Below are 23,862 nucleotides of genomic sequence, written 5' to 3'. Positions count from 1 at the left end.
AAATATTCAAATAATGATAAACTCTTATATCTTTATAATTTTCAAAATCTTTTCTGGATTCCCGCCTACGCGGGAATGACATAAAAAGGTTAAGTGCTAACCATAATTCATTAAATCTATAATGTTTTAACTGCTTCATAAAATATAGGTAACCACTTATCCGGATCATTGCCGTATTTCTCTCTAATTTGATCGAGCAATATTACAGTCTCAACTCTGCCGGATAAAACACTAATTATATTATTCATACCGTCTAAGTTAACTTTAGCAACTACGGCATCTATTCCTTGTTTTATTAAAAAATAACGTGTAGTAGGGTCGGTAGTTTTAATTAAAATATATTCTCGCTGACTTAACATAAATGCACTACGATAAATATCCGTAGCTTTCAAATTAGGTAAAAAAATCTGCGTAGCTGTTTGTTGAATCAACGTATCACTAATTCTACTTTTTGCAGCATCTTCAACACTCTGCGTAGCAAATATAACAAAAGTATTTAATTTTCTCAACACTTTTAACCAATCTTTGATCTTAGGTGCAAATACCGGATTATCGATTAAAGCCCATGCTTCATCAAGTACTATCATAGTTTTCTGCCCATCTAAAGAGATATTAATGCGATGAAAAATATATAACAATACCGGTGCAAGACTTGTAGGATCTTTAAGTAATTCAGTCATATCAAAGCCGAATACTCTTGCCTTTTGTAAATCAATATCATCTATTTCATTGTCAAATATCTTAGCGTGTGAACCTTTACCGACCCACATCGCAATCCTACTTGCCAAACTATTTGGTGTATCAATACCAAGAAATGCTATAACATTACTAAGCCTTCTATCTTTTTTCTCTAATCTAAAATTGCCACTTACTGCTTGGGATAAGATTTTATTATCTTGTGCAGTTAAACTTTCACCGTTAGAAGTTACAAGCACACGAAGCCACTCTAAAATAAATGTTCTATTCTCACTAGTATCTTCAAGCTGCAAAGGGTTAAAGTTGCATTTTGCCCCCGGATCAATTACTGTATAAACTCCGTTTAAAGCACGTATAAATATTTCTGCTCCTCGATCTTTATCAAAAAAGAACATACGAGGTTTGAATTTTTGTGCTTCCGCACATAAAAAATTCATAAGAACTGTTTTACCGGCACCAGTTGGACCGATAATTAGAGTATGTCCAACATCCCTTACATGGAAATTAAAATAAAACGGCGTACCTGAAGTAGTATCAAGTACTGTGACATATTCTCCCCAATGGTTATCTCTAATTTTACCGAGCGGATAATTATGTTGTGAGGCAAAGCTAGCCATATTAAGAGTATTTATAGTGGATTTACGTACTATATAATCCATATTTCCAGGCAACTGTCCCCAATAGCTAGGTTCCATGTTAACTTTTTCTCTAACCGGCTGAATTCCTGAATTAGAAAGCTCAACTGCTGCCATTGATAATATATCTTCCAAAGCTTTAATATTATTTGCGGAACATAAAAGCGATAAATGATGCTCACCGAAACCAATATCACCGCTAGTGGCCATATCAAGGGCCGTATTAATTTCAGCAATTTGCGAAGTAGCTTTATCACCGGATTGTATCATTCTATTTTGCTGTAATTGCATTTTACCGATCGCTACGGTTCTATTAGCAAAGACAAAGCTTTGAGTCATGACAAATTCAAAAGGCATTTGCAGAAATCCGTCAAAAATTCCTGCCGAAGTATTAGGGCCGTATTCAAGTATACTGATCATTCCGGCATATTTTTTGCCAAGCGGACTTCTTGCTTCAATAGTACGAGAATCAAAAAATAAGCGATGAGTCGGTAAATATTCATCAATAGTACCACGCGGTACTGCTATAGGACCTGGTGAATCGCCGCAATTGATTAAAGATGAAAGGAATTCTAAAATTTCGCAATAACTACCTGACTGCGTTTGACGAACTCCAAGTAATCTTGCTCCGTAACTTCTGAATGTATTAACCACTCTAGTTGACATTTCTTGAAGATTTTCTTTCATCTCTTTCATGTCATTTTCCCAAGCGGTTTTATTAGATTTTTGTCTAAGCTTCTTTAGAAAATACTCAACTATAGCAGCACCGCCGGTATCAGGCTTATATAAAATACTAACATATAATTCGTTAAAAAATGACCTAGCCCCCGCATGTTTCTTACGCCATTCCGCACCTAAATAAGTAATAAAATCATTAGGGACTTTTACGGTAGGATCATAAGTAAATTCCGTATCGTCAAATATTACTGCTTTACGTCTTCTAATAGTATGGAAATACATAACGATATTTCCTGAAGCCATATTTTTAAGTAAGGCATTTCTGATATTCTTTTTAATGTCTAGATCTTCATCATCAGCAGTTTCAAAAGAAAATCCGTTTATTTTAATAACTTGTAATAAAGAATTATCTTTTGTTAAAATAGTATTACTATCCCAATGACATTTATAAGGAATAAAATGCGAAGTTGGTCTTTCTTGTTTAGACCTTAATTCTTTAGCTGCTCTAGTTCTAAATAACTTCATTACCTCACCTGATTTAACTATTTTGATTTATTTTGTCATTGCAAGAGGCATTGATTGCGTGGATGCTAAACCGTCATTGCGAGCATTCGTAGAATGCGTGGCAATCTCATGAAATAATAACAAATTCCTGAGATTGCTTCGTCGAATTACTACGTAATTCTTCTCGCAATGACGGATAAAATCGATCCACGCAGCCTACGGCTGCTCGCAATGACGGTTTAGCATCCACGCAGGAATGACATAAAACTCAAATATTATACGAATTTGCTCCGTAGTAAAATTTATTAGGACATTGGCTAGTTCTTGACATTTTATTTAAATATAGCTCTATGAATCTCGGTTCTTTAAAACATATAATATAAGCTACCAAATGCAAAGCAGCTGCAATGAATAAAATCATAATGCCGTTATTCCAAATAAATACTATCATAGTCATTATCATATTTAATGCAGCAAACTTAATACTTACTCCAAATATCATCGGCGGTCTAGTTAACCCTACAAATAAAAGATCGGATGCTAATGCTCCTGCCATAAAAAACCTCTATTAATTTATATTAATATCAAACATAGTTGACAATATTGAATTCGGCACTTCACTATTCACAAAATGTACGTAACCGTTATTATTTTCAAGTGCATTAACTGCTATCTTAATTAATTCTTCTTCGATAAAATTATTACTATCATCTAACATTGATTTCAATAAGTTAATATCTCGTATTTTTATATTATACGGAAATGTCTCGGATACCTGTAATATCTCATATGGCAATATTAAATGTTCCGCACTTAATGCAGAAGCAATTGTTGCTACCGTTAAGTTAACATTTAATAAATGCGTTTTTTCCTGATCATCATTAGCAAATGGTGCTATCACGGGTATAATATTATTATCTTCAAAATTTAATAAAATTTCCGGATTAATCATAATAGGTTCGCTTAAAAAGCCAATATTTATAACATCATGATTTACAATTTTTCGGTGAGATAATTTTGACTTTTTTGCTTGCAGTAAATTAGCATCCTTACCTGAAATACCAACTGCATAACAACCTATACTACTTAACTTTGTTACTATAAGCTTGTTAATGTAACTGGATAAAATTTCCATAATAATAGGATTATTTAGAGAACCATAGTCGCTTATTTTACTAATTTTCTGACTAAAATTTTCATCTATTTGTGATATTAAAGACGAACTTCGTAAATCAATATGATCATGTACTATATATATTTTAGCACCGCACATCTCAAGCAATCTAACAGATTCAATAAAAGCCGTAAATAATTTATTGTCAATAATAATAGTAGCAGGTAATTTTAGAACTATTGCTTGATTCTTCAACTCACTACTACACTTTATTATATTCTTAATTATAGCAATGTTATTTAATGAAGAAATACTATCTACCTCTTTACCTTTGAGGTTTGATGCATTTTGCCAAACTAGCTTTAAGTTCTCTTGCACCTTCTTTACTCCTACTACTTACATACATAACATTACATGAGTAGTTTAAAGTTGCAAGAAAATTCTGTGCTTCATCGTTAAGGTTTTTACGATCCGTAACTTTATCGGATTTTGTGAAAATAATTTGAAATTCTCTTTTATTTTCAAGTAATAGCTCAGCTACTTTCTTATCGTTTTCTTTTATACCTCTTCTTGAATCAATCAATAAGTTAACTAACCTTAAATTATAACTACTTCGTAAATAATAACTAATTAACACTTCCCACTGTTCTTTGACTAATATAGGAACATTAGCAAAACCATAACCGGGAAGGTCAACTATAATAAGTTTATCTGCAAGGTTAAAAAAATTGATTTGCCTAGTACGTCCCGGAGTATTAGAAACTTTAGCAAGATTTTTATTATTACATATCGTATTTATTAGGCTTGATTTGCCGACATTTGACTTACCGACAAAAGCAATTTCCGGTAATGAAAAATTGGGGATTTGATTTATATTCATAGCACCGGCTACAAATTTAGCTTGATGACGAAAAAGCTTACTGCTATCAGTCGATTTTGTAGGCACTATTTTCTGAGTAGTCATAATTTGCTTTCGTATTTGATGTAATTAGGCATTGCCCGCGTGAATACCGAGTCGTCATTGCGAGCAGCCATAGGCGTTGTTGCATGGCTCGAAAAACGCACTCGGTGTCATAACCGTGCAGGCGGGAATTCAGAAAAATAACTTCAAATATCGATATAGAAGTTACACATTTGGTAAAATAAACCTAAAAAAACAAGTTTTTTATAGGTTTTTACTTCCTTCCCGCCTCCGCGGGAATGACATAAAACGAGCCATGCAACAAGACCGCAGCCGTAGGCTACGTGGCAATCTAATCAAATCTCCTGAGATTGCTTCGTCGAATTACTATTTAATTCTTCTCTCAATGACGGAAAAATCGAGCTATGCAACAACATCGCTAAAAGCGGAAGTCCAGAAAAATAATTTTACTGAAAATATAAAAATATGGTAGCGGGGGCTGGATTTGAACCAACGATCTTCAGGTTATGAGCCTGACGAGCTACCGAGCTGCTCCACCCCGCAATAATTGAGAATTGACGATTTATCTGTGTTATATTGCGATTTAGTCCAATACTATGCGAATATTGCTAGTGTCATTCTTGCATAGATATCGAGTAGTCATTGCGAGCATCCGTAGGCTGCGTGGCAATCTCATGAAATAATAATAAATTCCTGAGATTGCGGGCGTACAATTGCTATGCAATTTCCATAGCTCAGACGACCTTCAGTATCCACAAACAAAGCTTAACTAGCTTCTTTCTTACCACCGAAAGAAAGACCTGAGAATCTTTTATTGAAATCACTAACACTTTTGTTCGATTGATTTACTACATTTCCGGAATCTTTATTCCATGCCGGATGCTTTCTAAAATCAACATCCATTAAAATTTCACCTGTAGGATGAGTAGACATTGTTTCAAAAACATCGCTTCCTACTTTAATCAAAAACTTTTTATATTCTGGATGTATACCGCTTTTCATAATGATTTTGCCGTTTTAGTCTGAATTATTTTTTTCTTAATAGCTCTAGCGTTACTTGATAAAACATTATCATCGGCTTTTAGAATATACGCATCAAAACCGCCGGCTTTTTCCACTGAACTAATACATCTAGCATTAACCGATAATCTATATTCTCCGGCTGTTATATCACTTGTAAACTTAACTGACCTTAAATTAGGCTCAAAACGTCTTCTAGTTTTACGTTGAGAATGTGATACATTGTTGCCGTATAAAACACCCACACCTGTGAGTTCGCACTTACGTGACATAAGCTAAATACCTTAAAACTTATAAATATACAATAGATAAAAAATATAAAGTAATACTCCCTTAGTGTCAAGAGATAATTATTTTGTAGCTAGGTATTAGCTAATGCTTGATTTTTATTAAATAACAGAGTTTTATATAAAAATATAAATTAATTAAACTATTATAAATCTATGCTTATTAATGGGAAGCCAGTTCAAGGTAATATCACCGGACTAATTAAAAAATTAGGAGAGTTACCTTCAAGTTTTCCTGAATATATTAGTAATCTTACTCCAAAACCATTAAATACGAAAGAACAAATTGATCATAACCAAGCAGCTTTTTTGTATAATGAAGGATTAAAATTATATAGCAAAGGCAATCATCCTGTTGCTCTTAAACAACTACAAAAAGCTGAACAAATTGCTATAGGTCAAACTGATAGTAATTTTCTTTCTTATATTAATACTATGATAGGACGTAGCTATCAACAACTAGGAATGTTTGATAATGCTATTCAAAAATTTCAAGATAGCATAGAAAATTCTTTTGAAGCAAAGCAATATTATAATGTAGAAAATTCATACAAAGAATTAGTAACTGCACATCAACAACAAGGAACATTAGATAAATTTATTAAAAAGCAAGAATCAATTTTAATAAAGAGCCAAGCTAATAATGATCAAACTAAAGAATTAATGGCAAGATTAGCTTTAGGAGCTGCTTATAAAACTCAAAACCGTAAAGAAAATTCAATAGAGCAGTATGCATATGCTTACTCGTTACAGCAAGGTATAGTTGATTATGAAGCTGTTCGTGTGGAACAGCATGAAGTTGGTTTTTCTGATAAAGAAAAGATAGGCACTGATAACATTCAACAATGCGTTGCTGTAATTTTACATGATCCATTAACTAAAAAAACTGCATTAGCCCATGTTGACAGATTTACTGATGCTAGTTCTTTAACACATGATGTAATAAGCAACTTTCCTCCTAATACTAAATTAGAAGCTTATTTAGTAGGAGGACGTGATAGATCTGCAGTATCAATTGCAGTATCAGATGGTAATATTCGTAAAGTAACATAAGAATTAAATAACCACTCTAACGTAAATATAAAATCTGCAGATATAGGAGACAAGGGAGCTCCATCAGGAATTATATTTGATCCAATAACAGGTAAATTAACGCATGCTGTTCCAGGTAGAGAGGATAAAACAACTGCTAGCAGGCAAGTACATTTAGGCATAGGAAGTAATACTCCTGCACTTTATAAAGCTTTTGATTTAACTAAAAATAAAAATATACCTAATCGCTCTTTAAATGAAATTCAACAAAAACATATTATTCAGCAATATTTATTAGGAGCTAATCAAAATCCTAATTCTATGGAAACATGGCAATCTAATCAAATATCAAGACCACTTACTAAAGTAGCAGAGGAAATTCAAAAAACTAATCCAAAATTAGTAAAAAATATAGTAACTAAAAATATTAGTAATCGAGTTCAAGAATTGAATCTAAATGATCAAGAAAAAACAAAAATTGTAAATAATTTAATAGCTAAAACTGATTATTTATTATCTAACAATTTAAATCCGTTGGAAAGTGTACGTTCAGAAATTAATAAAACATTAGCACTAACTCATTCTACCTACCAACAAGATAGTAATATTAAAAAATCATGGATACAAAAAAGTATACAAAAAATAAAAGATTTTTTCATAAATATTTTTAGTAGTAAAAATAATAAAAAGAATGAACCAGAATTAAACCTATCCAGCGATAAGGTATTAAAAAAGAATATAAGCCCTGAAGTAAAAATAGCCGCACCTAGCTATACTCCTCCTAATAAAAATACTTCTTTACAAAAAAATGATCAAAAAAGTAGATAAAATATGCAAATTGAAATTAACTCACAAGAATATAAAATTTTTGATATAAATGATGATTTAGTAATTTATACTAAAGATTTAAATGAAGAGATTGCCTGTAGTTTCTTTTCCGTAAAATTAAATAAAATAGCATTAGCTAGAAATATTAATTCACAACAGTTAGAGCAGTTAATTACTGACTTTAATCAAAATGAATTGATAGAACAAGATTTAATAAAAGTACGAATAATTGGAGGTAATGATTCACCTGAATCATCTAAATACTTAGAAGATATTCTCACTACTTTAAATGATATTGATAATAATACTAATATGATTAATATTATAGGTTTAGACGCATGTAAAAATATACACCCCAATTCTTTTGAATTAGATGGCTATCATGGGGGAGTTAGAGTTTTAGATTAATTGTAGAATATTAAATTAATACTGTTAGAAGAGAAAATAGATGAGGTGTGGGCATCACTAATAGCAATATTTATCTTTATGGTCCGTTTAGTGAAGAAATAAAGATAGGTACGATGTATTTATATGTGAAATAGGCACAAGCCAAGCCTAACATAGTACCGATAACGATTATACGAAATTTTGCAGGACTAAAAATTAAAATAACTATTCCAAGAATAATTACTATTTTTATTATATCATCTGTCGTATAAGAGCTAGAGTTTATAGCATAAACATTTAGGTTTATACCTAGAAATATTATTATACATAATAAGTTCTTAAACATTTTATACCTCTATAGGACCGGTAGTTAATCCATTTATAAATTGTTTTAAATAAGGATTATCACTATTACGCATTTCATCTTTACTACCGTACCATTTAATTTTTCCTTGATAAATCATAGCTACTTCTTTAGCTATTTTTTCGGCACTAATCATATCATGAGTTATAGTAATCGTAGTTGCCCCTAGCTCTTCTTGGATTTTTATAATTAATTCGTTAATAACATTTGCCATTATAGGATCAAGCCCTGTGGTCGGTTCATCAAGAAATAAAATCGACGGTGTACTACAAATAGCCCTAGCAAGGGCTACTCTTTTTTGCATTCCTCCCGATAATTCGGAAGGGTAAAGATCGAGTATTCTAGGGGACAAACCGACGGAATTAAGCTTTGCACCGGCAAGGTCGTTTTTTTCTTTCTTAGATAATTTTCTAGTCTCGAAAGTAATATTATCACGTATATTCAAGGAGTCAAATAATGCTCCACCTTGGAATAAAAAACCTATACCGTCCATAATCTCAAATTTTTGTTTACTTGAGATATCTTGGATTTCTACATTATCAATAAAAATTTTACCTTTATCAGGTTTAATCAGTCCTACTATATTTTTAATTAGAACCGATTTACCGCTACCGGAACCGCCTAAAATAACTAATGAACTGCCCTTTTTTACATCCAAATCTATTCCGTCTAATACCTTATGATTAGCAAATGATTTATATAATGACCGAATTTTAATTTTAAACTCTTCTTTTTTTGCCATGCTTATACTTTGAAAAATAATTCGGTTATTAGATAGTTGCTGATTAAGATAAGGATAGAAGAATTTACTACTGCCGAGGTAGTTGCTCTTCCAACTCCCTTAGCCCCTTTACCTGAATAATAGCCGCTATAGCAACTTATTATAGAAATAATAAACCCAAAAACTCCCGCTTTAACAAGACCGGAAATTACGTCAATCGGTTCTAAATACTGAAAAGTACTGGTTAAATAAGCTGCACTATTAAAATCAAGTTTATATACCCCTACCAAATAACCGCCCATAACACCAATTATATCGCCGATTAAAACAAGACAAGGCATTGTAATAATAGCTGCTATTACTCTTGGAAAAACTAAATATTTAATAGGATCGGTAGATAAAGTATATAAAGCATCTACCTGTTCCGTTACTCTCATCGTAGCTATTTCGGCGGCGATTGATGCCCCGACTCTTCCTGCTACCATTAGTCCGGCTAAGACAGGTCCAAGCTCTCTAGTCAGCGACAATACTACTACCGTTGCAATGGAACTTTCAGCTGAGAAACGGGAAAAACCGGTATAACTCTGTAATGCAAGTACCGCTCCTGAGAAAAAAGTCGTCATCGCAACAACCGGAAGCGAGTGAAATCCGATAAATAATAATTGTCTGATGATTAAACTCAAATATAAAGGCGGTCTTATGATACTGCTAACGGCAGCAAAGCTAAATAGAGAAAAACTACCTACACTTTGTGCAAACTTTATAGTACGTTTACCGACCGAATTAGCTATATTTAATAACATTTGTATATATATTTTAAAAGTTAATTGATAAACTCCGGTAATTTGAAACACCGGTATACGAAGATCAACTTCAAAAAGAGTAAGGAGTCCACAAGACGAGGAGCGGAGCGTATACTTAATACGTGAGCACCGTAGTACTTGTAGGACGACGTAGCCAATTTTTGAAGTTCATCGAGTATACACTCTCTTATACCTACTACCAAGACTAGTCAACACCTCATACCCGATAGTACCTATAATACTCGCTATTTTATCGGGCGTGCAATAATTTCCAATAATTTCTGCTTCCTGCCCTAGAAAAATATCAAGCGGTGGTAGATCGGTAACATCGATATTTATCAAATCCATCGATATTCGCCCTACTATAGGAACGCTGCGACCATTAATAAATACTTCGCCTTGATTGCTAAAATTACGACTAAACCCATCGGCATAACCAAGCGGTAATGTTGCAATGACACTATCACGCTTAGTTGTAAAAGTCATATTATAACCGATATGGCTATCTAGTGTCAAATTCTGTAAATGGATTATAGGAGCTTTTAAGGTTACAGGATTCTGTGTTAAAGGATTAAGCCCATATAAAGCAGCCCCTGGTCTTGCTAAATCAAAATGATAGTCCTGACCTAAAAATATGCCGCCGGAATTAGCAAGGCTTGCTTTTGTACTTGGGAAATATTGTAAATAAGTTTTAAATCTGTTTAATTGCTCTAGATTATAAGGATTATCTATTTCCTCGGATATAGCTAGATGGCTTATAATATATTGTAAATCTAGCCCTTTTAACAAATCACGATCATTAATTAGCTGCTCTATTTCATTATGAGTTAATCCAAGGCGGTTAATGCCTGTGTTGAAATGCAGATAACAAGGCAATAATCGGTTTTTCAAATTACCGAATTTTTGCCAAATTTCTATTTGTTTTAAGTTATTTAGAACAGGGACTAAATTGTATTCTATCAGCTCTAAAGCATCATGCTCAAAAACGCCGTTAAGCACTAAAATATTTACATCATTACCTAGGGCTTTTCGTAAATTCACTCCTTCTTCACTTGAAGCCACAAAAAAATGCTTACAATTTTCTTCTATTAAAGTTTTAGAAATTTGTACTGCTCCAAGACCGTAACCGTTAGCTTTAACGGCAGCACCGACTAATGAAGTTTTGCAAATATCTTGTAATAAAAGATAATTATTTTTTATTGCAGACAGATTGATTTCTAGAGTACACAAGCTCATAGTATATTTCTTAACTCTTTTACGATAATTGGCATTACCGGTATTATATGAAATTTTGTAGGTAAGTCACCTACTTCTATAGTATCAGTAACAAAAATCTTATCTACCCCCGAATTTTCAATTTTATCTTTAGAACCGGTAGCAAGCACAGCATGAGTTATAAAAGCACTAACCGATAAAGCCGAATGTTCTTTTAAAAATCTTGCTGCTTTTACGATTGTTTCACCGCTATCTATAATATCATCAATTAATATGCAATTTTTGCCCTCTACACTACCTATTATTGATATCATCTCGCAATTATTATTTATATCCCTTTCTTTGTTTATATAAGCTGAATCTATATTTAATAAATTACTAATTTTTTGAACTCGATTGATACTTCCTTTATCAGGTGCAACTATAACGAAATTGCTATAAGTTCTTAAAAACGGGATATATAAATTTATAGGTGCAAGATTAGAAATAGAAATATTAAAAAATTTCTCTATTTTATCGGAATGTAAATCAATAGTAATTACATGGTTTACTTCGAGCTTCTCCAAAAAATCTGCTATTAACTTAGCAGGAATTATATTTTGAGAATTTATATTATCTTGCCTTGCATAACCGAAATAAGGCATTACTAGAATTATTCAATTTGCTACCGCTTTTTTTGCTGCATCTACTAGCAAGAACAGTTCAATTAAGCGATCATTAACGGGCTTTGATGTGGATTGTACTATGATTACATCTTCATTATGAAATGATTCTTGAATTTCTACTTTTATTTCGGAATCATTGAAATAGGTAATTCTCGGCTCAATATATTTAATATTTAATGCTATAGCTAAACGAGATGCAAGTAACTTATTACTACTGCCTGCTAGGATTTTCATGTGAGTGATTTATGTTGTTTGACGCTATTAGCAAACGGACTTTGTTGCGTAGACACCTAATCGTCATTGCGAGCAGCCGTAGGCTGTGCGGCAATCTCATGAAGTAATACTCCTGAGATTGCTTCGTCAAAACTTACAGTTTTTCCTCGCAATGACGATTTTGGAAATGACAGCAACTTTAAGAACGACTTTCTAATTTTTGTATTAGTGCCTCAAAGCCTTGATTTTTTAAAGTATCGGTAAACTCGTCTTGTTGAGCCCCAATAAGACTTACACCTTCCGTAATTATATCAGAAACTTTAAAAACATCTTTTCCGTTCCCTTTCATTTCACGTACAAGATATTCTACTTTAATAGGGTCTTGCTCTTTATTACTAACGATATTCATAGCAACCATAAAATCGGTCGAACTTAAAGGACGAACTCCTACTATTTTAGGCTGTTCACCTTTATAATCTTTTATTAAATCAGTATAAGATTTAGTAACATATTTAGAGTAAACTTTGATGAATTCCTGAACCTGCCCACCTGATAAAGTTTTTATCCCGTTTCTGCCTAATGTATATTTAGCCATCCAATCAAAATCTAGGTTCTGAGACATTAACTCACGTGCTTTAGCAATTTTTACTCGCTCAGATAGCTTACTATCATTTAATATACTAGAAGCTTCATTTACTAAATTAGTAACGTAATCATTCAAACCAGCAGGCACTTTCTCGCTAGAATAAGCGGAAAACGTCATAACTAATAAAAATAAACCTGTAATAATTTTTTGCATATAATCCTCGTTAATTTAATTAATTCTTGGGTTTAGGACATTTAAAATTTTCAGGATATTGAACCGATGCTTCACGAGCACGATGTAATGCTGATCTAATAGCCACATAAGGATCGGTAGAATTCTTCATCACATAATCACTAAACGGTAATACAACATATCGATCGTTTATTTTACTAACTGCTAGTACTCCTAAGTCAAAATCATTATGAGTGTAGTACATTAATGGATTAAGAGCATAATTAGTAATTACCGAATCCGTCATATCTCTTGCGTTAGTAATACCGATTATCGGCAATACTAAATAAGGACCTGGGGCAACTCCATAATGTGCGAGGGTACTGCCGAAAGTTTGACGTTCAGACGGCAAACCTACTTTACCTGCTACGTCAAATAAACCTCCTATGCCAAGCGTCGTGTTAATGAGAAATCGCCAAACGCTTTTCATAGTTTTATTGTAATTTAACTGAAGCCCGTAATTTACCGCCGTAAGCGGTGTATCAACATTACTGACGAAACTATTAACACGTGCTTTTACGTAATCATTCGTGATATTCTTATAACCTATTGCTAAAGGACGCAATATTATATAATCTAGTACAGAATTAAATGCAAACACTTTACGGTTAAATTTTTCGTATGGATCGTAAACTTCCAAGCAACCGTTTTCATTTCTTCCACCATTATAGTTATATATGTCATTATCCACATATTCAAGATCAGCTCTTGCGAATAATGAGCATAGTATAATAGATAGTATAATTAAAATTCTCATTAATTTATGTTATTTTCTTACAAACAATAATACTATATTTATTGTTTTCCGCTAGTATTATTTCTTCCGAAGTTAATATAGTAAAATTATTTTTTTGTAAAATATTATTTATTTCATTCAAGTTAAAAATAAATTCTTTGCGTTTTACTGAGAATTGCGTCTTCGCAGCGTTCGGTAAACAAAGAGCAAAATACCCTTGTTCACTAAGAGATGAGTATATTAAATTAAAATATTCTATTAAATTGTTAGTAAACGGTAATCCGCAAAAACTAAAAATAATATCAAATTTATTAGAGTTTTGTTTTAAAAATTCATTGATAGAAGTATTATATATATGATCATAAATTTTAGTATTCGGGTAATATGTTCCTTGTAAATCATTCATTAAAGTAGAAATTTCTACACCGCTTAAGGTAAAACTTTCTGGAAAACGTTTTTGTATTTCATAACCTACAAGCCCTATATTACTTCCAAGCTCTAGAATAGAGTAATTATCAGGTAAATCAGATATTTGCTTAAGTGCTTCATTCACACACCTATACGGAAGATGAATATTTTTATCATTGTTAAAAATAGTAGGGTAATATTGCGCTGTTAAATCACGATATTTTCCCCAAATTTCCTCTGGAATCGCAGTAATATCCTTATAATTTTTTAAAAAATCTATAAATATTGCTTTATATTTTTCATTAGATTTTTCTAAAAATTCTATAGCTTGCTTATAATTATTTTTTAAAAAATAAACCCATCCTAGTTGATAATATACTTTAGAATCATTAGGGTTAAAAAATTTATCAACCAGTTTAAACCTAAGCAGCGCATCATTTAAATTACCTCTATATAAATGATCGAGTCCAAGCTGATAATTAGTTTCGGCTAAATGAGAGAATTTATATTTACAATCACTTATATAATTCTTAAATTCTAAAATTTTATTCTTAATAAAATTCGGTATATTTATTATAGTTAAGCAATAATATTTGATTTTGTCTTTTATTTTACCGAACATAGTTTAATTACTAAATTAATATTACTTACTATAATAAACATATCTTGATAAATTTTTAAATAAAATAATTTTATTGCGATTAAAATTGCTGTATTATCGCTTTTATAAATAAAACTTGTTGTGCGGATAAAAATGCTAAACGTCATTGCGAGGAAATTACAAAGTAATTGACGAAGCAATCTAGTAAAAAGTAAAAAATTCTGATTTACAGAATTTTTTTATTATTTTTTCTGGATTGCCACGCAATCAAAGATTGCTCGCAATGACGATTTGGTATCCACACAATAATACCTAATAAATACGGACTCCAATTATGTCAATTATTTCTACGAGACTAAATTCTATAAAGCCGTCACCGACTCTTGCAGTCGTAAAAAAAACTCTTGAGCTAAAAAGAGCCGGTATTGATATTATTGCCCTTGGTGCCGGTGAGCCTGATTTTGATACGCCTGATAATATTAAAGAAGCAGCAATCAAAGCCATTAAAGACGGCGTTACTAAATATACTAACGTTGAGGGGATGCCGCTTTTAAAGCAAGCAATAAAAGACAAATTCAAACGTGAAAATAATATAGATTACGAACTTGATGAAATAATAGTAAGCACCGGCGGTAAGCAAGTTATATATAATTTGTTTATGGCATCTTTGGACAAAGGATATGAGGTAATTATTCCGGCACCCTATTGGGTTTCATATCCTGATATGGTTGCACTTAGCACAGGAACGCCTGTTTTTGTAAATTGCGGAATTGAAAATAACTTTAAATTAAGTGCGGAAGCTTTAGAACGTTTAATTAACGATAAAACTAAATGGCTTATTATTAACTCACCTAGTAACCCGACAGGTGCAAGCTATAATTTTGAAGAACTAGAAAATATTGCTAAAGTTTTAAGAAAATATCCTCATGTGAATGTAATGTCCGATGATATTTACGAGCATATTACTTTTGATGATTTTAAATTTTATACATTAGCCCAAATAGCACCTGATTTAAAAGAGAGAATATTTACCGTAAACGGAGTATCTAAAGCTTATTCTATGACGGGTTGGCGTATAGGCTACGGTACAGGCTCTAAAGCTTTGATTAAAGCAATGACTATTATTCAGTCGCAAAGTACTTCAAACCCTTGTTCAATAAGTCAAATGGCTGCTATTGAAGCATTAAACGGTCCTCAAGATTATATAAAGCCTAATGCTTTAAATTTTCAAAAAAAGCGTGATCTTGCTTTATCAATTTTGAAAAGAGTAAAATATTTTGAGTGCTATAAGCCGGAAGGAGCGTTTTACTTATTTGTTAAATGTGATAAAATATTTGGGCATAAAACTAAATCAGGAAAAATTATTGCAAATAGTAATGATTTTGCCGAATATTTACTTGAAGAAGCGAAAGTTGCAGTAGTACCGGGTATTGCTTTCGGCTTAGAGGGATATTTTAGAATCTCTTATGCTACTTCTATGGAAGAGCTAGAAGAGGCTTGTATTAGGATTGAGAGAGCTTGTGATGCTTGAGTATGTCATTCCTGCGAAAGCGGGAATCCAAAAAAAATAATCCTTAATATTTAGTACAAAAATTATATATTCAACAAAATAAACCTATAAAAAACAAGTTTTTTATAGGTTATACTGGATTCCCGCTTTCGCGGGAATGACATTAAACCAACAAAAAAATAATGCGGAAAGTTTTTAAAAAATTTTTAAAAAATAATAAATACGTACTTAATATAATTACTATTTTACTATATTGGTATTTGCGTTTTGTTTATTTTACTTCAAGGCAGAAATTTATATTTTACGATAACGGCAATAAGGAAAAATTCTTAAACGAACAAGGAGTAATCTTTGCATTTTGGCATAATATGCTTGCCTTAAGTCCGGCTATGTTTATAGGACATAGAAATATCTATGCTTTAATATCACCGCATTTAGACGGGGAAATTTTAAACGATTTAGTAGGAAAATTCGGTTGCAAAGTGATAGTAGGTTCTACTAATAAAAATCCAATTGGAGCTTTACGTAATATTATAGGTAAGTTATCTCAAGGTGCAAATATAATAGTCACGCCGGACGGTCCTAAAGGACCGGTATATAAAGTAAATAGCGGCATTCCTGAAATTGCCTATAGATATAACAAAAAACTTATTCCTATAGTCAGCTCCACTTCTAGATGTTTCAGATTAAAGAGTTGGGATAAATTAATAATACCCCTACCGTTTGGTACCATTAAAATCATAGTTGGCTCACCTTTAGAACTCACAAATGATAAAATACAAAACCATATAAGCCTTGAAAGACAACTAGCAAGCTTAACAGAGAGCTTAAAGAAATGATGTTATTATATTATGCTTTAAGCTTTATATTATTACCTATTTATTTTATCATAATTCTTATACGTTTATTAATAGGTAAGGAAGATATAAGACGCATCCAAGAACGTTTTGCTATAGGTAAGTATCGACAAGACAACTCCTTCTTAATATGGATTCATGCAGCTAGCGTCGGCGAATCTATGGCAGCTTTAACTTTAATAAGCAACATAAGTAAACGCTATCCTGACATTCGTTTTTTAGTAACTTCTTGGACTAACAGCTCCGCTAAAATATTAACTGCCAAATTACCTCCTACCGCCACTCATCAGTTCTTGCCTATAGATAATATTATTTTCGCTCGAAAATTTTTAAGAAATTGGCAGCCTGATTTAGGTATTTTTATAGAATCGGAGTTATGGCCGTGTACTATTAATGAAGCAGCAAAGCAGTGTAAATTACTGCTAGTAAATGCTCGTATTTCCGATAAATCGTTTAAAGCTTGGCTAAAAAGAAAAAGCTTCTTTCAGCTTACCCTCAAAAATTTCAGTAAAATTATCGTGCAAAGCGAACGTGACTTACAAAAATTTAATGAACTTGGCATATCAGATGCAGTTAATTTAGGCAATATTAAATATGCTAACGAAAAACTTCCGGTCAATCAAGAAGAATTATCAAAATTAAGCTTACATTTAGATAATAGGCGAATCGTGGTATTTGCCAGCACTCACCCCGAAGATGAAGAGGTGATTTTGCCTATAATAAAAAACCTAAAAGAGCAGTTTTTAGATTGTTATATTATCCTAATTCCAAGACATCCTGAGCGAATTAAATCAATTATCGATAATTGTAAGTCACATAATTTATCTGCTACCGCTAAATCGCAAAATGATTTACCTGTTTTAAGCGATGACCTTTATATAGTTGATAGATTCGGTGAAATGGGATTGTTTTTTTCTGTAGCTACAATTTCTTTTATCGGTGGTTCTTTTAAACAAGGCGGGCATAATATTTTAGAAGCGGCATATTTCTCTAATTGTATTATATTCGGTCCCGATATGAGTAAAAACACCGATATTGCTAAAGGCGTACTGCAAAATGAAGCAGCTATCCAAATCAAAAACGGTGAAGATTTACTAATCAAACTAACATATCTACTTAGCCCTAATAATTCTCTAGAACTTAAAGCTTACCGCAGGAATGCTTTAAAATTTGTTGAGGACAACCAAAAAATCCTAGATGAATATTTGAAAGTAATTATGAAGTTTCTTCCATAACTAAGGCTAGTTAATAAAAGTAGAATTTTCAAAAATAAAATTTGACTTTTGATTGTAACATGATTAAATAAGCCTACTAAATCAGATAGGAGTATTTATTATGGGTAGAGATCAGGATTTGTATAGAAAAGCCGGTTATAATTATTATAATTATGGGGTATTAAAAAAGCAACAAGATAGAGAGCAAAAAGAAGCACGGGAAAAAGCAGAACGTAAGGAGGCAGATAGAAGAGGAGCTGAAAGGTGGGCTAGAATGACTCCGGAAGAAAGAGAAGCAGAGAACAAAAAGATAGAAGAAAACTTTAAAAACGATCCTATTATCAAAGGCATAACTTATGTAGGCAAAGGGATATATAATTTAGGCAAGGGAGCAGTAGAGGTAGGGAAAACTACGGGTAATACTTTGATAACTGCCTATAAAATAACTAACGGTAGTATTGAAGTGGTTAATACCGGCACAGATAGCAAAACTCAAGAAGCAGTAGAAAACTCTGAATCCACTAATACTACTACTTCAAATAGTAATTCTATGGTTACTACTACTACTAAACTCGCTAAGGGAGCAATAGAAGCAGGAAAAACTACAGCCACTACTTTAGTAAATGCATACAAAATTTCTACCGGTAGCAGTGAAATAGTTAATACTGATGCGAATGGTAAAACTCAAGTAGTGATCAAAAATTCTGAACCTAATACTGCTCCTTCAAATAATAATTCTACCACTACTACATCAACTACTACCATAAATACTACTTCCACTTCACATATTACGAGCAAAACTATTGAACTTAAAGATCCAATACATGGCATTGTAGTGAAATTGCAAGAAGAAACAATAAAAACTTCTTTAAAATTGAAATTAAATAAGAAAGATATAATGGAAATTAAAGAATATAGAGCAATTACTATTCCTGATACTGTAAAAGACATTATAGAGCTTCATCTAGAATTTGTTTTCTACAGATTAGACGGCTCAAAAGTGGGTGACCCACGCACTGCATTAGTACTTGATTATACTGATGATGGAAGAATAATTAAGCTATCTTTACCAAATTCTCCGGTTCTTTCTAGCAAGCCATTATACCCAGCGTGCATTATTTATCACGGTACATTATATACTTTACCGGTAAACAGCGGAGATTATAATCATTTAACTCAAGAAATTTACAAAAATGGAGGAGAGGTACTAATAGGTAAAACTGACCCTGCATATCATATAGAAGCTATGTATGGTTAGTATTTTTGGCTGGATATTGCAATCAAGTCAGCCTTGTTGCATGGCTCGGTTTTTTGTTGTCATCCCGTGATTTATTCACAGAATCCAGTTAAAAATACTAATATATTAGTATTTTTAGTTATTTTACTAGATACCGTGGACAAGCCACGGTATGACACTCAGCAGGTTTTCCGAGCCATGCAACAACGCCCGTAGGCGGGAATCCAGTAAAGCCTATAAAAAACTTGTTTTTTTAGGTTTATTTAGACTATTTTTTTGGATTCCTGCTTTCGCAGGAATGACATCGGTATCCACGCAATAGAATCCAATATTAACCCTGTGTGATGGCTGCTACTTCATCGGCAAAGTTTTTTTCTTCGTGTTCTATACCTTCGCCAAGTTCGTATCTAATAAATTTAGCGATTTTAATTTCTGCACCGAGTTCTTTTTCAGCATTTTTAATTACTTCCGCAACAGTAAGTTTAGGCTCAAATAAGAAATTTTGCTGAAGCAATACAACTTCAGAGAAGAATTTACGTATTCTACCTTCTACCATTTTTTCTATAATATTATCAGGCTTTCCTTCTTCTTTAGATTTCTCAAAAAATACTTTTCTCTCACGCTCTACGAGTGCTTGATCCAAGCTTGAATCATCTATACTTTGCGGGTTATTTCCTGCTACATGAACAGCAATTTGTTTAGCTAAAGCTTCTAGTTTTGCTTTATCTTTTACGTTAGACGCAAGACCTACTAATACGGAAATTTTTCCTAGATTCGGTACAACTTCATTATGTACGTAGGAACCGATTGCTCCTTCGGATATCTCTAATATATCCATACGACGTAATGTTAAATTTTCACCGATTGTAGCGATATTTTCTATAATCTCTTCTTCAACTGATTTACCGCTTTGCATTTTAGATGTTTTTAGCGTGTCTATAGTTTTTGCAATTACTGCAAGGTTTGCAATATCCTTAACTAGATCCTGAAATTGCTCATTTCTAGCAACAAAATCCGTTTCGGAATTTACTTCAACCACCACTCCGGTAAGCCCATCAACTTTTGCAGCCGTTAAACCTTCAGAAGCAATACGTCCGGCTTTTTTTGCTGCCGCAGCTAAGCCTTTCTTACGCAGAAAATCTATAGCTTCTTCAAAATTACCGCTGGTTTCTATTAATGCTTTTTTGCAGTCCATCATACCTGCACCGGTTTTTTCTCTTAATTCTTTAACCGCTGTAGCACTTATATTTATTTCACTCATACCTTACTTTCTCCTTAATTATTATATTTGGCTTGGGGTATATAGATACCTAATCGTCATTGCGAGCAGCCGTAGGCTGCGTGGCAATCTCATGAAATAATAACAAACTCTTGAGATTGCTTCGTCAATTACTGCGTAATTTCCTCGCAATGACGCCCCTAGTATCCACACAACAGCCCTTATACATTATCAGAATTTTTATTTTCATCGGCATCATTTAATGCTTGCTCAAATTCTGTATTTGTCTCTTCATCAATATTTTTCGTTTTAGAGAATTTTTTAGCTTGTTTTAATTTAGAAACATTTTTAGAAGTTAATGCCTTATCTGTATGCTCCTGCATAGCTCCCATATCAACCCCTGAAGCTTTCATTGATTCTTCAAGTCCTTGTAATGCCGCATCTGCAAATAAACTACAATAAAGTCTTATTGATCTTATAGAATCATCATTACCCGGAATCGGATAATCTACATTATCAGGATTAGAATTAGTATCGACTACTGCAACTATAGGAACATTAAGCTTTACCGCTTCATTAATTGCGATATGCTCTTTATTAGTGTCAATAACTACTAGAAGATCAGGTTTAGAATTAAGATTTCTAATACCGGCAAGAGATAGAAGTAACTTCTCTTTCTTACGGCTCATATCGAGTATCTCTTTCTTAGTATAACCCATAAGTGCTTCTTCGCTTTCTAAGGTTTTTTCTAACTTATTTAGTTTTTCTATTGAACCCGCAATAGTTTTCCAGTTAGTTAGCATACCGCCAAGCCATCTATGATTTACATAATATTGTCCGCATTTTTCGGCATATTCCGCTATAATATCACTAGCCTGTATTTTAGTACTTACAAATAATATTTTACCGTCTTTTTTTACGGTTTCATATATTGTATTCAAAGCAACACTCATTAAAGCGGCACTTTGTCTTAAATCGATTATATGAACATCATCACGTTCACCATATATATAAGATGCCATTTTAGGATTCCAACGTGAGGTCTTATGACCGAAATGCACGCCTGCATCCAATAATTCTTTAATGTTAACAGATGGTATTTTTGACATTTTTAAATTCTCCTAATTGTTAGTTTATACCTCTGTAAGATTATTGTGTATATTTGTCATCCCGTGGCTTGACCACGGGATCCAAAAACAACTTATTATCATATATTTACTGGATGCCATGATTAAGGAACTAGCATGACAGCTCTATACATGAACTAACATATATCTTACGTGTGAATTTTTTGCTTAAGTTTGGGAAAATCGTCATTGCGAGCAGGTTTTGTTGCATGGATCGGTTTTTCCGTCATTGCGAGAAGAATTACATAGTAATTCGACGAAGCAATCCAGTAAAAAATTCTAGTTTACAGAATTTTTTTATTATTTTTTCTGGATTGCCACGTCGCTTCGCTCCTCGCAATGACGATTTGGCATCCACGCAACAATATCTACTCGCAATGACGACTTACAAGCCTACAAACTATATACGCATATTGCATAATTTACAAGCTTTTATTAGACCTTTTCGGAAGCTCGCTTATAGGGAGGAATTTGAAGGAGACACGGAACGCAGCACCGCAGCGTACACTTTAGTACGTGAGGATGCGAGTACCGGATCGACGTACAAATTACCCCTAGAAGTAGAGCTTCCGAAAAGGTCTATTCTTTTCGCCAGATAGTAGTACCATCAGGTTTATCTTCTAGAATTATTTTTTTCTCTAATAACTGGTTACGAATTTGATCGGCTAATAACCAATTTTTTTGTTTTTTTGCTTCCAAACGCTTATTTACAAGCTCATTTATATAGAGTTCATCCACACCGCTATTAAACCACTCGTGTGGAGTCTTATTCATTAAACCAATAAAATTAGCACAAGTAATAATAGCAGAGGCGTTAAGCTGTCTTTCTTCTTCAGTTTTAGAAATAAAAACACCTTTAGCATAGTCATTAATTATTTTAACGGCAAGCGGCGTATTCATGTCATCAAGTAAGCTTTGCATGAAATTGTGAGGTAAATCTATTTTTTGTATATTAATATTTTCTATAGCTCTATACCAATAATCTAAAGTCTTTTTAGCATCTTCTATAGCTTTATCATTATAATCAAGTGGACGCCTATAGTGACTACTTAATAAAAATAACCTTACTACTTCTCCTTGAATTTGTTTATCCATTAAATCTCTTACAGTAATAAAATTACCAAGAGATTTACTCATTTTCTCACCGTTCACCGTTAGAAATCCATTATGTACCCAGTATCTAGCATAAGTGGAATCCGGAAAAGCACATCTACTTTGTGCAATTTCATTAGTATGATGCGGGAAGATTAAATCTGCTCCGCCACCGTGAATATCAAAATTCTCACCTAAATATTTGTAGCTCATGGCTGAACATTCAATATGCCATCCAGGGCGACCAAACCCCCAAGGACTTTCAAAATTCATATTTGCGGATTCATTTGGCTTTGCCGGTTTCCATAATACAAAATCCTGTGGATGCTTTTTGGTTTTGCTGTTTTCTATACGTACTCCCTCAAACATTTCCTCTAAATTTCGGTTAGATAATTCCGTATAATTTGGAGCTGATAAAACATCAAAATAAACATGATTATCAGCAATATATGCGTGATCTTTTGCTATTAAGCGTTCTATTATTTCGATCATTACATCAATATGCTCTGTAGCTTTCGGCTCAATACTCGGTAGCAGGCAACCTAAATATGCCATATTTGTATGAAACTCTTGTGTAACTTTATCAGTCAACTCATTAATAGTAATGCCAAGTAGTTCAGCTCTATCAATAATTTTATCGTCAACATCCGTAATGTTACGTACATATTTTACTGCTCTACTGCCGAATATTTTTATAAGCATACGATAAAGTAAATCATATACTACTACCGACCTACTATTACCTATATGCGGATTATCATAAACAGTTGGTCCACATACATACATTTTTACGTTAGCTTGATCTTGAGGGTTAAAAACCTCTTTAGTACGGCTAAGAGTGTTATATAAGTGAAATTGAATTTGCATATTTTATTTACCAAAAATTGAGATGCCATTAGTATGTGATGTATTAAGCACATTTTGGTTAAAAAATCTATTAGTTAACAAAAATTAGTAATT

General features: G+C 32.7%; 23 protein-coding genes, 1 tRNA gene and 3 pseudogenes. 8 read left to right on the top strand and 19 right to left on the bottom strand.

Translation table 11 applies throughout. The features are described from left to right. Window positions 1-116 precede the first annotated feature (116 nt). The 7 genes from H6P87_RS00750 to rpmB all read right to left on the bottom strand — a co-directional run bounded on the left by H6P87_RS00750 (window position 117) and on the right by rpmB (window position 5,841). Window positions 117-2,534 carry a VirB4 family type IV secretion/conjugal transfer ATPase gene (locus tag H6P87_RS00750; RefSeq protein WP_202069634.1) on the bottom strand — a complete coding sequence of 806 codons (2,418 nt, stop codon included), beginning with the start codon at window positions 2,532-2,534 and terminating at the stop codon, window positions 117-119. A gap of 247 nt (window positions 2,535-2,781) precedes the next feature. Further along, window positions 2,782-3,069 carry a type IV secretion system protein VirB3 gene (locus tag H6P87_RS00745; protein WP_010976817.1) on the bottom strand — a complete coding sequence of 96 codons (288 nt, stop codon included), beginning with the start codon at window positions 3,067-3,069 and terminating at the stop codon, window positions 2,782-2,784. Between the two features lie 12 nt (window positions 3,070-3,081). Then, window positions 3,082-4,005, bottom strand: a complete 924-nt coding sequence (locus H6P87_RS00740; RefSeq protein ID WP_202069633.1) for an amino acid kinase family protein — start codon at window positions 4,003-4,005, stop codon at window positions 3,082-3,084. Continuing rightward, window positions 3,953-4,591, bottom strand: coding sequence for a ribosome biogenesis GTP-binding protein YihA/YsxC (gene yihA, locus H6P87_RS00735; protein WP_202069632.1), 639 nt, complete (start codon window positions 4,589-4,591; stop codon window positions 3,953-3,955). Before yihA ends, H6P87_RS00740 begins: the two co-directional genes overlap by 53 nt. 424 nt (window positions 4,592-5,015) lie before the next feature. After that, window positions 5,016-5,092 (bottom strand) — tRNA-Met (locus tag H6P87_RS00730). A gap of 222 nt (window positions 5,093-5,314) precedes the next feature. Then, window positions 5,315-5,551, bottom strand: coding sequence for a 50S ribosomal protein L31 (gene rpmE, locus H6P87_RS00725; RefSeq protein WP_014412015.1), 237 nt, complete (start codon window positions 5,549-5,551; stop codon window positions 5,315-5,317). Next, window positions 5,548-5,841, bottom strand: coding sequence for a 50S ribosomal protein L28 (gene rpmB, locus H6P87_RS00720; protein ID WP_004996729.1), 294 nt, complete (start codon window positions 5,839-5,841; stop codon window positions 5,548-5,550). Before rpmB ends, rpmE begins: the two co-directional genes overlap by 4 nt. A 678-nt stretch (window positions 5,842-6,519) precedes the next feature. On the opposite strand from rpmB, the pseudogene H6P87_RS00715 reads away from it, so the two are divergent. The 3 genes and pseudogenes from H6P87_RS00715 to H6P87_RS00705 form a co-directional block, all read left to right on the top strand. Continuing rightward, window positions 6,520-6,999: pseudogene (locus tag H6P87_RS00715) on the top strand (hypothetical protein); the annotation flags it as partial. Between the two features lie 210 nt (window positions 7,000-7,209). Beyond that, window positions 7,210-7,716 carry a hypothetical protein gene (locus H6P87_RS00710; protein ID WP_246438142.1) on the top strand — a complete coding sequence of 169 codons (507 nt, stop codon included), beginning with the start codon at window positions 7,210-7,212 and terminating at the stop codon, window positions 7,714-7,716. Between the two features lie 195 nt (window positions 7,717-7,911). After that, window positions 7,912-8,124 (top strand): hypothetical protein, encoded by a 213-nt coding sequence (locus tag H6P87_RS00705; protein WP_202070045.1) that lies wholly within the window; start codon window positions 7,912-7,914, stop codon window positions 8,122-8,124. A 76-nt stretch (window positions 8,125-8,200) separates the two neighbouring features. On the opposite strand, the gene H6P87_RS00700 is transcribed toward H6P87_RS00705, so the two are convergent. The 9 genes and pseudogenes from H6P87_RS00700 to H6P87_RS00655 all read right to left on the bottom strand — a co-directional run bounded on the left by H6P87_RS00700 (window position 8,201) and on the right by H6P87_RS00655 (window position 14,667). Beyond that, window positions 8,201-8,449: a DUF5510 family protein gene (locus tag H6P87_RS00700; RefSeq protein ID WP_040256865.1), complete on the bottom strand. Its 249-nt coding sequence runs from the start codon at window positions 8,447-8,449 to the stop codon at window positions 8,201-8,203. Window position 8,450: 1 nt separating this feature from the next. Then, on the bottom strand, window positions 8,451-9,209 hold the full coding sequence (locus H6P87_RS00695) for an ABC transporter ATP-binding protein (RefSeq protein ID WP_202069631.1): 759 nt from the start codon (window positions 9,207-9,209) through the stop codon (window positions 8,451-8,453). A 2-nt stretch (window positions 9,210-9,211) separates the two neighbouring features. Continuing rightward, entirely contained in the window at window positions 9,212-9,991 is a 780-nt protein-coding gene (locus H6P87_RS00690; protein WP_202069630.1) for an MlaE family ABC transporter permease, read from the bottom strand. A 168-nt stretch (window positions 9,992-10,159) separates the two neighbouring features. After that, entirely contained in the window at window positions 10,160-11,227 is a 1,068-nt protein-coding gene (locus H6P87_RS00680; protein WP_202069629.1) for an alanine racemase, read from the bottom strand. Continuing rightward, window positions 11,224-11,850, bottom strand: a complete 627-nt coding sequence (locus H6P87_RS00675; RefSeq protein ID WP_246438138.1) for a ribose-phosphate diphosphokinase — start codon at window positions 11,848-11,850, stop codon at window positions 11,224-11,226. The genes H6P87_RS00680 and H6P87_RS00675 overlap by 4 nt, the downstream gene beginning before the upstream one ends. Next, a pseudogene (locus tag H6P87_RS00670) lies at window positions 11,824-12,105 on the bottom strand (ribose-phosphate pyrophosphokinase-like domain-containing protein); the annotation flags it as partial. The pseudogene H6P87_RS00670 and the gene H6P87_RS00675, both read right to left, overlap by 27 nt. A gap of 178 nt (window positions 12,106-12,283) precedes the next feature. Next, window positions 12,284-12,883, bottom strand: a complete 600-nt coding sequence (locus H6P87_RS00665) for an MlaC/ttg2D family ABC transporter substrate-binding protein (protein WP_011270432.1) — start codon at window positions 12,881-12,883, stop codon at window positions 12,284-12,286. Between the two features lie 19 nt (window positions 12,884-12,902). Then, window positions 12,903-13,658: an MlaA family lipoprotein gene (locus tag H6P87_RS00660; protein ID WP_202069628.1), complete on the bottom strand. Its 756-nt coding sequence runs from the start codon at window positions 13,656-13,658 to the stop codon at window positions 12,903-12,905. A 4-nt stretch (window positions 13,659-13,662) separates the two neighbouring features. After that, entirely contained in the window at window positions 13,663-14,667 is a 1,005-nt protein-coding gene (locus H6P87_RS00655; RefSeq protein ID WP_202069627.1) for a methyltransferase domain-containing protein, read from the bottom strand. A gap of 313 nt (window positions 14,668-14,980) precedes the next feature. Here H6P87_RS00655 and H6P87_RS00650 point away from each other — a divergent pair, with 313 nt between their 5' ends. The 4 genes from H6P87_RS00650 to H6P87_RS00635 all read left to right on the top strand — a co-directional run bounded on the left by H6P87_RS00650 (window position 14,981) and on the right by H6P87_RS00635 (window position 19,485). Beyond that, window positions 14,981-16,177 (top strand): pyridoxal phosphate-dependent aminotransferase, encoded by a 1,197-nt coding sequence (locus H6P87_RS00650; RefSeq protein WP_202069626.1) that lies wholly within the window; start codon window positions 14,981-14,983, stop codon window positions 16,175-16,177. 161 nt (window positions 16,178-16,338) lie between these two features. Beyond that, a complete protein-coding gene (locus tag H6P87_RS00645) occupies window positions 16,339-16,995 on the top strand; it encodes a lysophospholipid acyltransferase family protein (protein ID WP_202069625.1) in 657 nt (218 codons plus the stop codon). Next, the gene (gene waaA / locus H6P87_RS00640) at window positions 16,992-18,248 is read left to right on the top strand and encodes a lipid IV(A) 3-deoxy-D-manno-octulosonic acid transferase (protein WP_202069624.1); all 1,257 of its coding nucleotides are present in this window, start codon (window positions 16,992-16,994) and stop codon (window positions 18,246-18,248) included. Before H6P87_RS00645 ends, waaA begins: the two co-directional genes overlap by 4 nt. A 100-nt stretch (window positions 18,249-18,348) precedes the next feature. Further along, entirely contained in the window at window positions 18,349-19,485 is a 1,137-nt protein-coding gene (locus H6P87_RS00635) for a Sca4 family protein (protein WP_202069623.1), read from the top strand. A gap of 310 nt (window positions 19,486-19,795) precedes the next feature. On the opposite strand, the gene tsf is transcribed toward H6P87_RS00635, so the two are convergent. Together tsf and rpsB are read right to left on the bottom strand one after the other, a co-directional pair. Then, window positions 19,796-20,725, bottom strand: a complete 930-nt coding sequence (gene tsf / locus H6P87_RS00630; protein ID WP_202069622.1) for a translation elongation factor Ts — start codon at window positions 20,723-20,725, stop codon at window positions 19,796-19,798. A 179-nt stretch (window positions 20,726-20,904) separates the two neighbouring features. Then, window positions 20,905-21,792, bottom strand: coding sequence for a 30S ribosomal protein S2 (rpsB, locus tag H6P87_RS00625; protein ID WP_202069621.1), 888 nt, complete (start codon window positions 21,790-21,792; stop codon window positions 20,905-20,907). Window positions 21,793-22,256: 464 nt separating this feature from the next. On the opposite strand from rpsB, the pseudogene H6P87_RS00620 reads away from it, so the two are divergent. Beyond that, window positions 22,257-22,394 (top strand): annotated as a pseudogene (locus H6P87_RS00620) (palindromic element RPE1 domain-containing protein); the annotation flags it as partial. On the opposite strand, the gene cysS reads toward H6P87_RS00620, so the two are convergent. Further along, entirely contained in the window at window positions 22,390-23,769 is a 1,380-nt protein-coding gene (gene cysS, locus H6P87_RS00615) for a cysteine--tRNA ligase (protein ID WP_202069620.1), read from the bottom strand. The pseudogene H6P87_RS00620 and the gene cysS sit on opposite strands and share 5 nt — an antisense overlap. Window positions 23,770-23,862: the final 93 nt, after the last annotated feature.

It is taken from the genome of Rickettsia tillamookensis (assembly GCF_016743795.2).
Taxonomy (GTDB): domain Bacteria; phylum Pseudomonadota; class Alphaproteobacteria; order Rickettsiales; family Rickettsiaceae; genus Rickettsia; species Rickettsia tillamookensis.
This window is presented reverse-complemented; position numbering and strand designations above follow the sequence as displayed.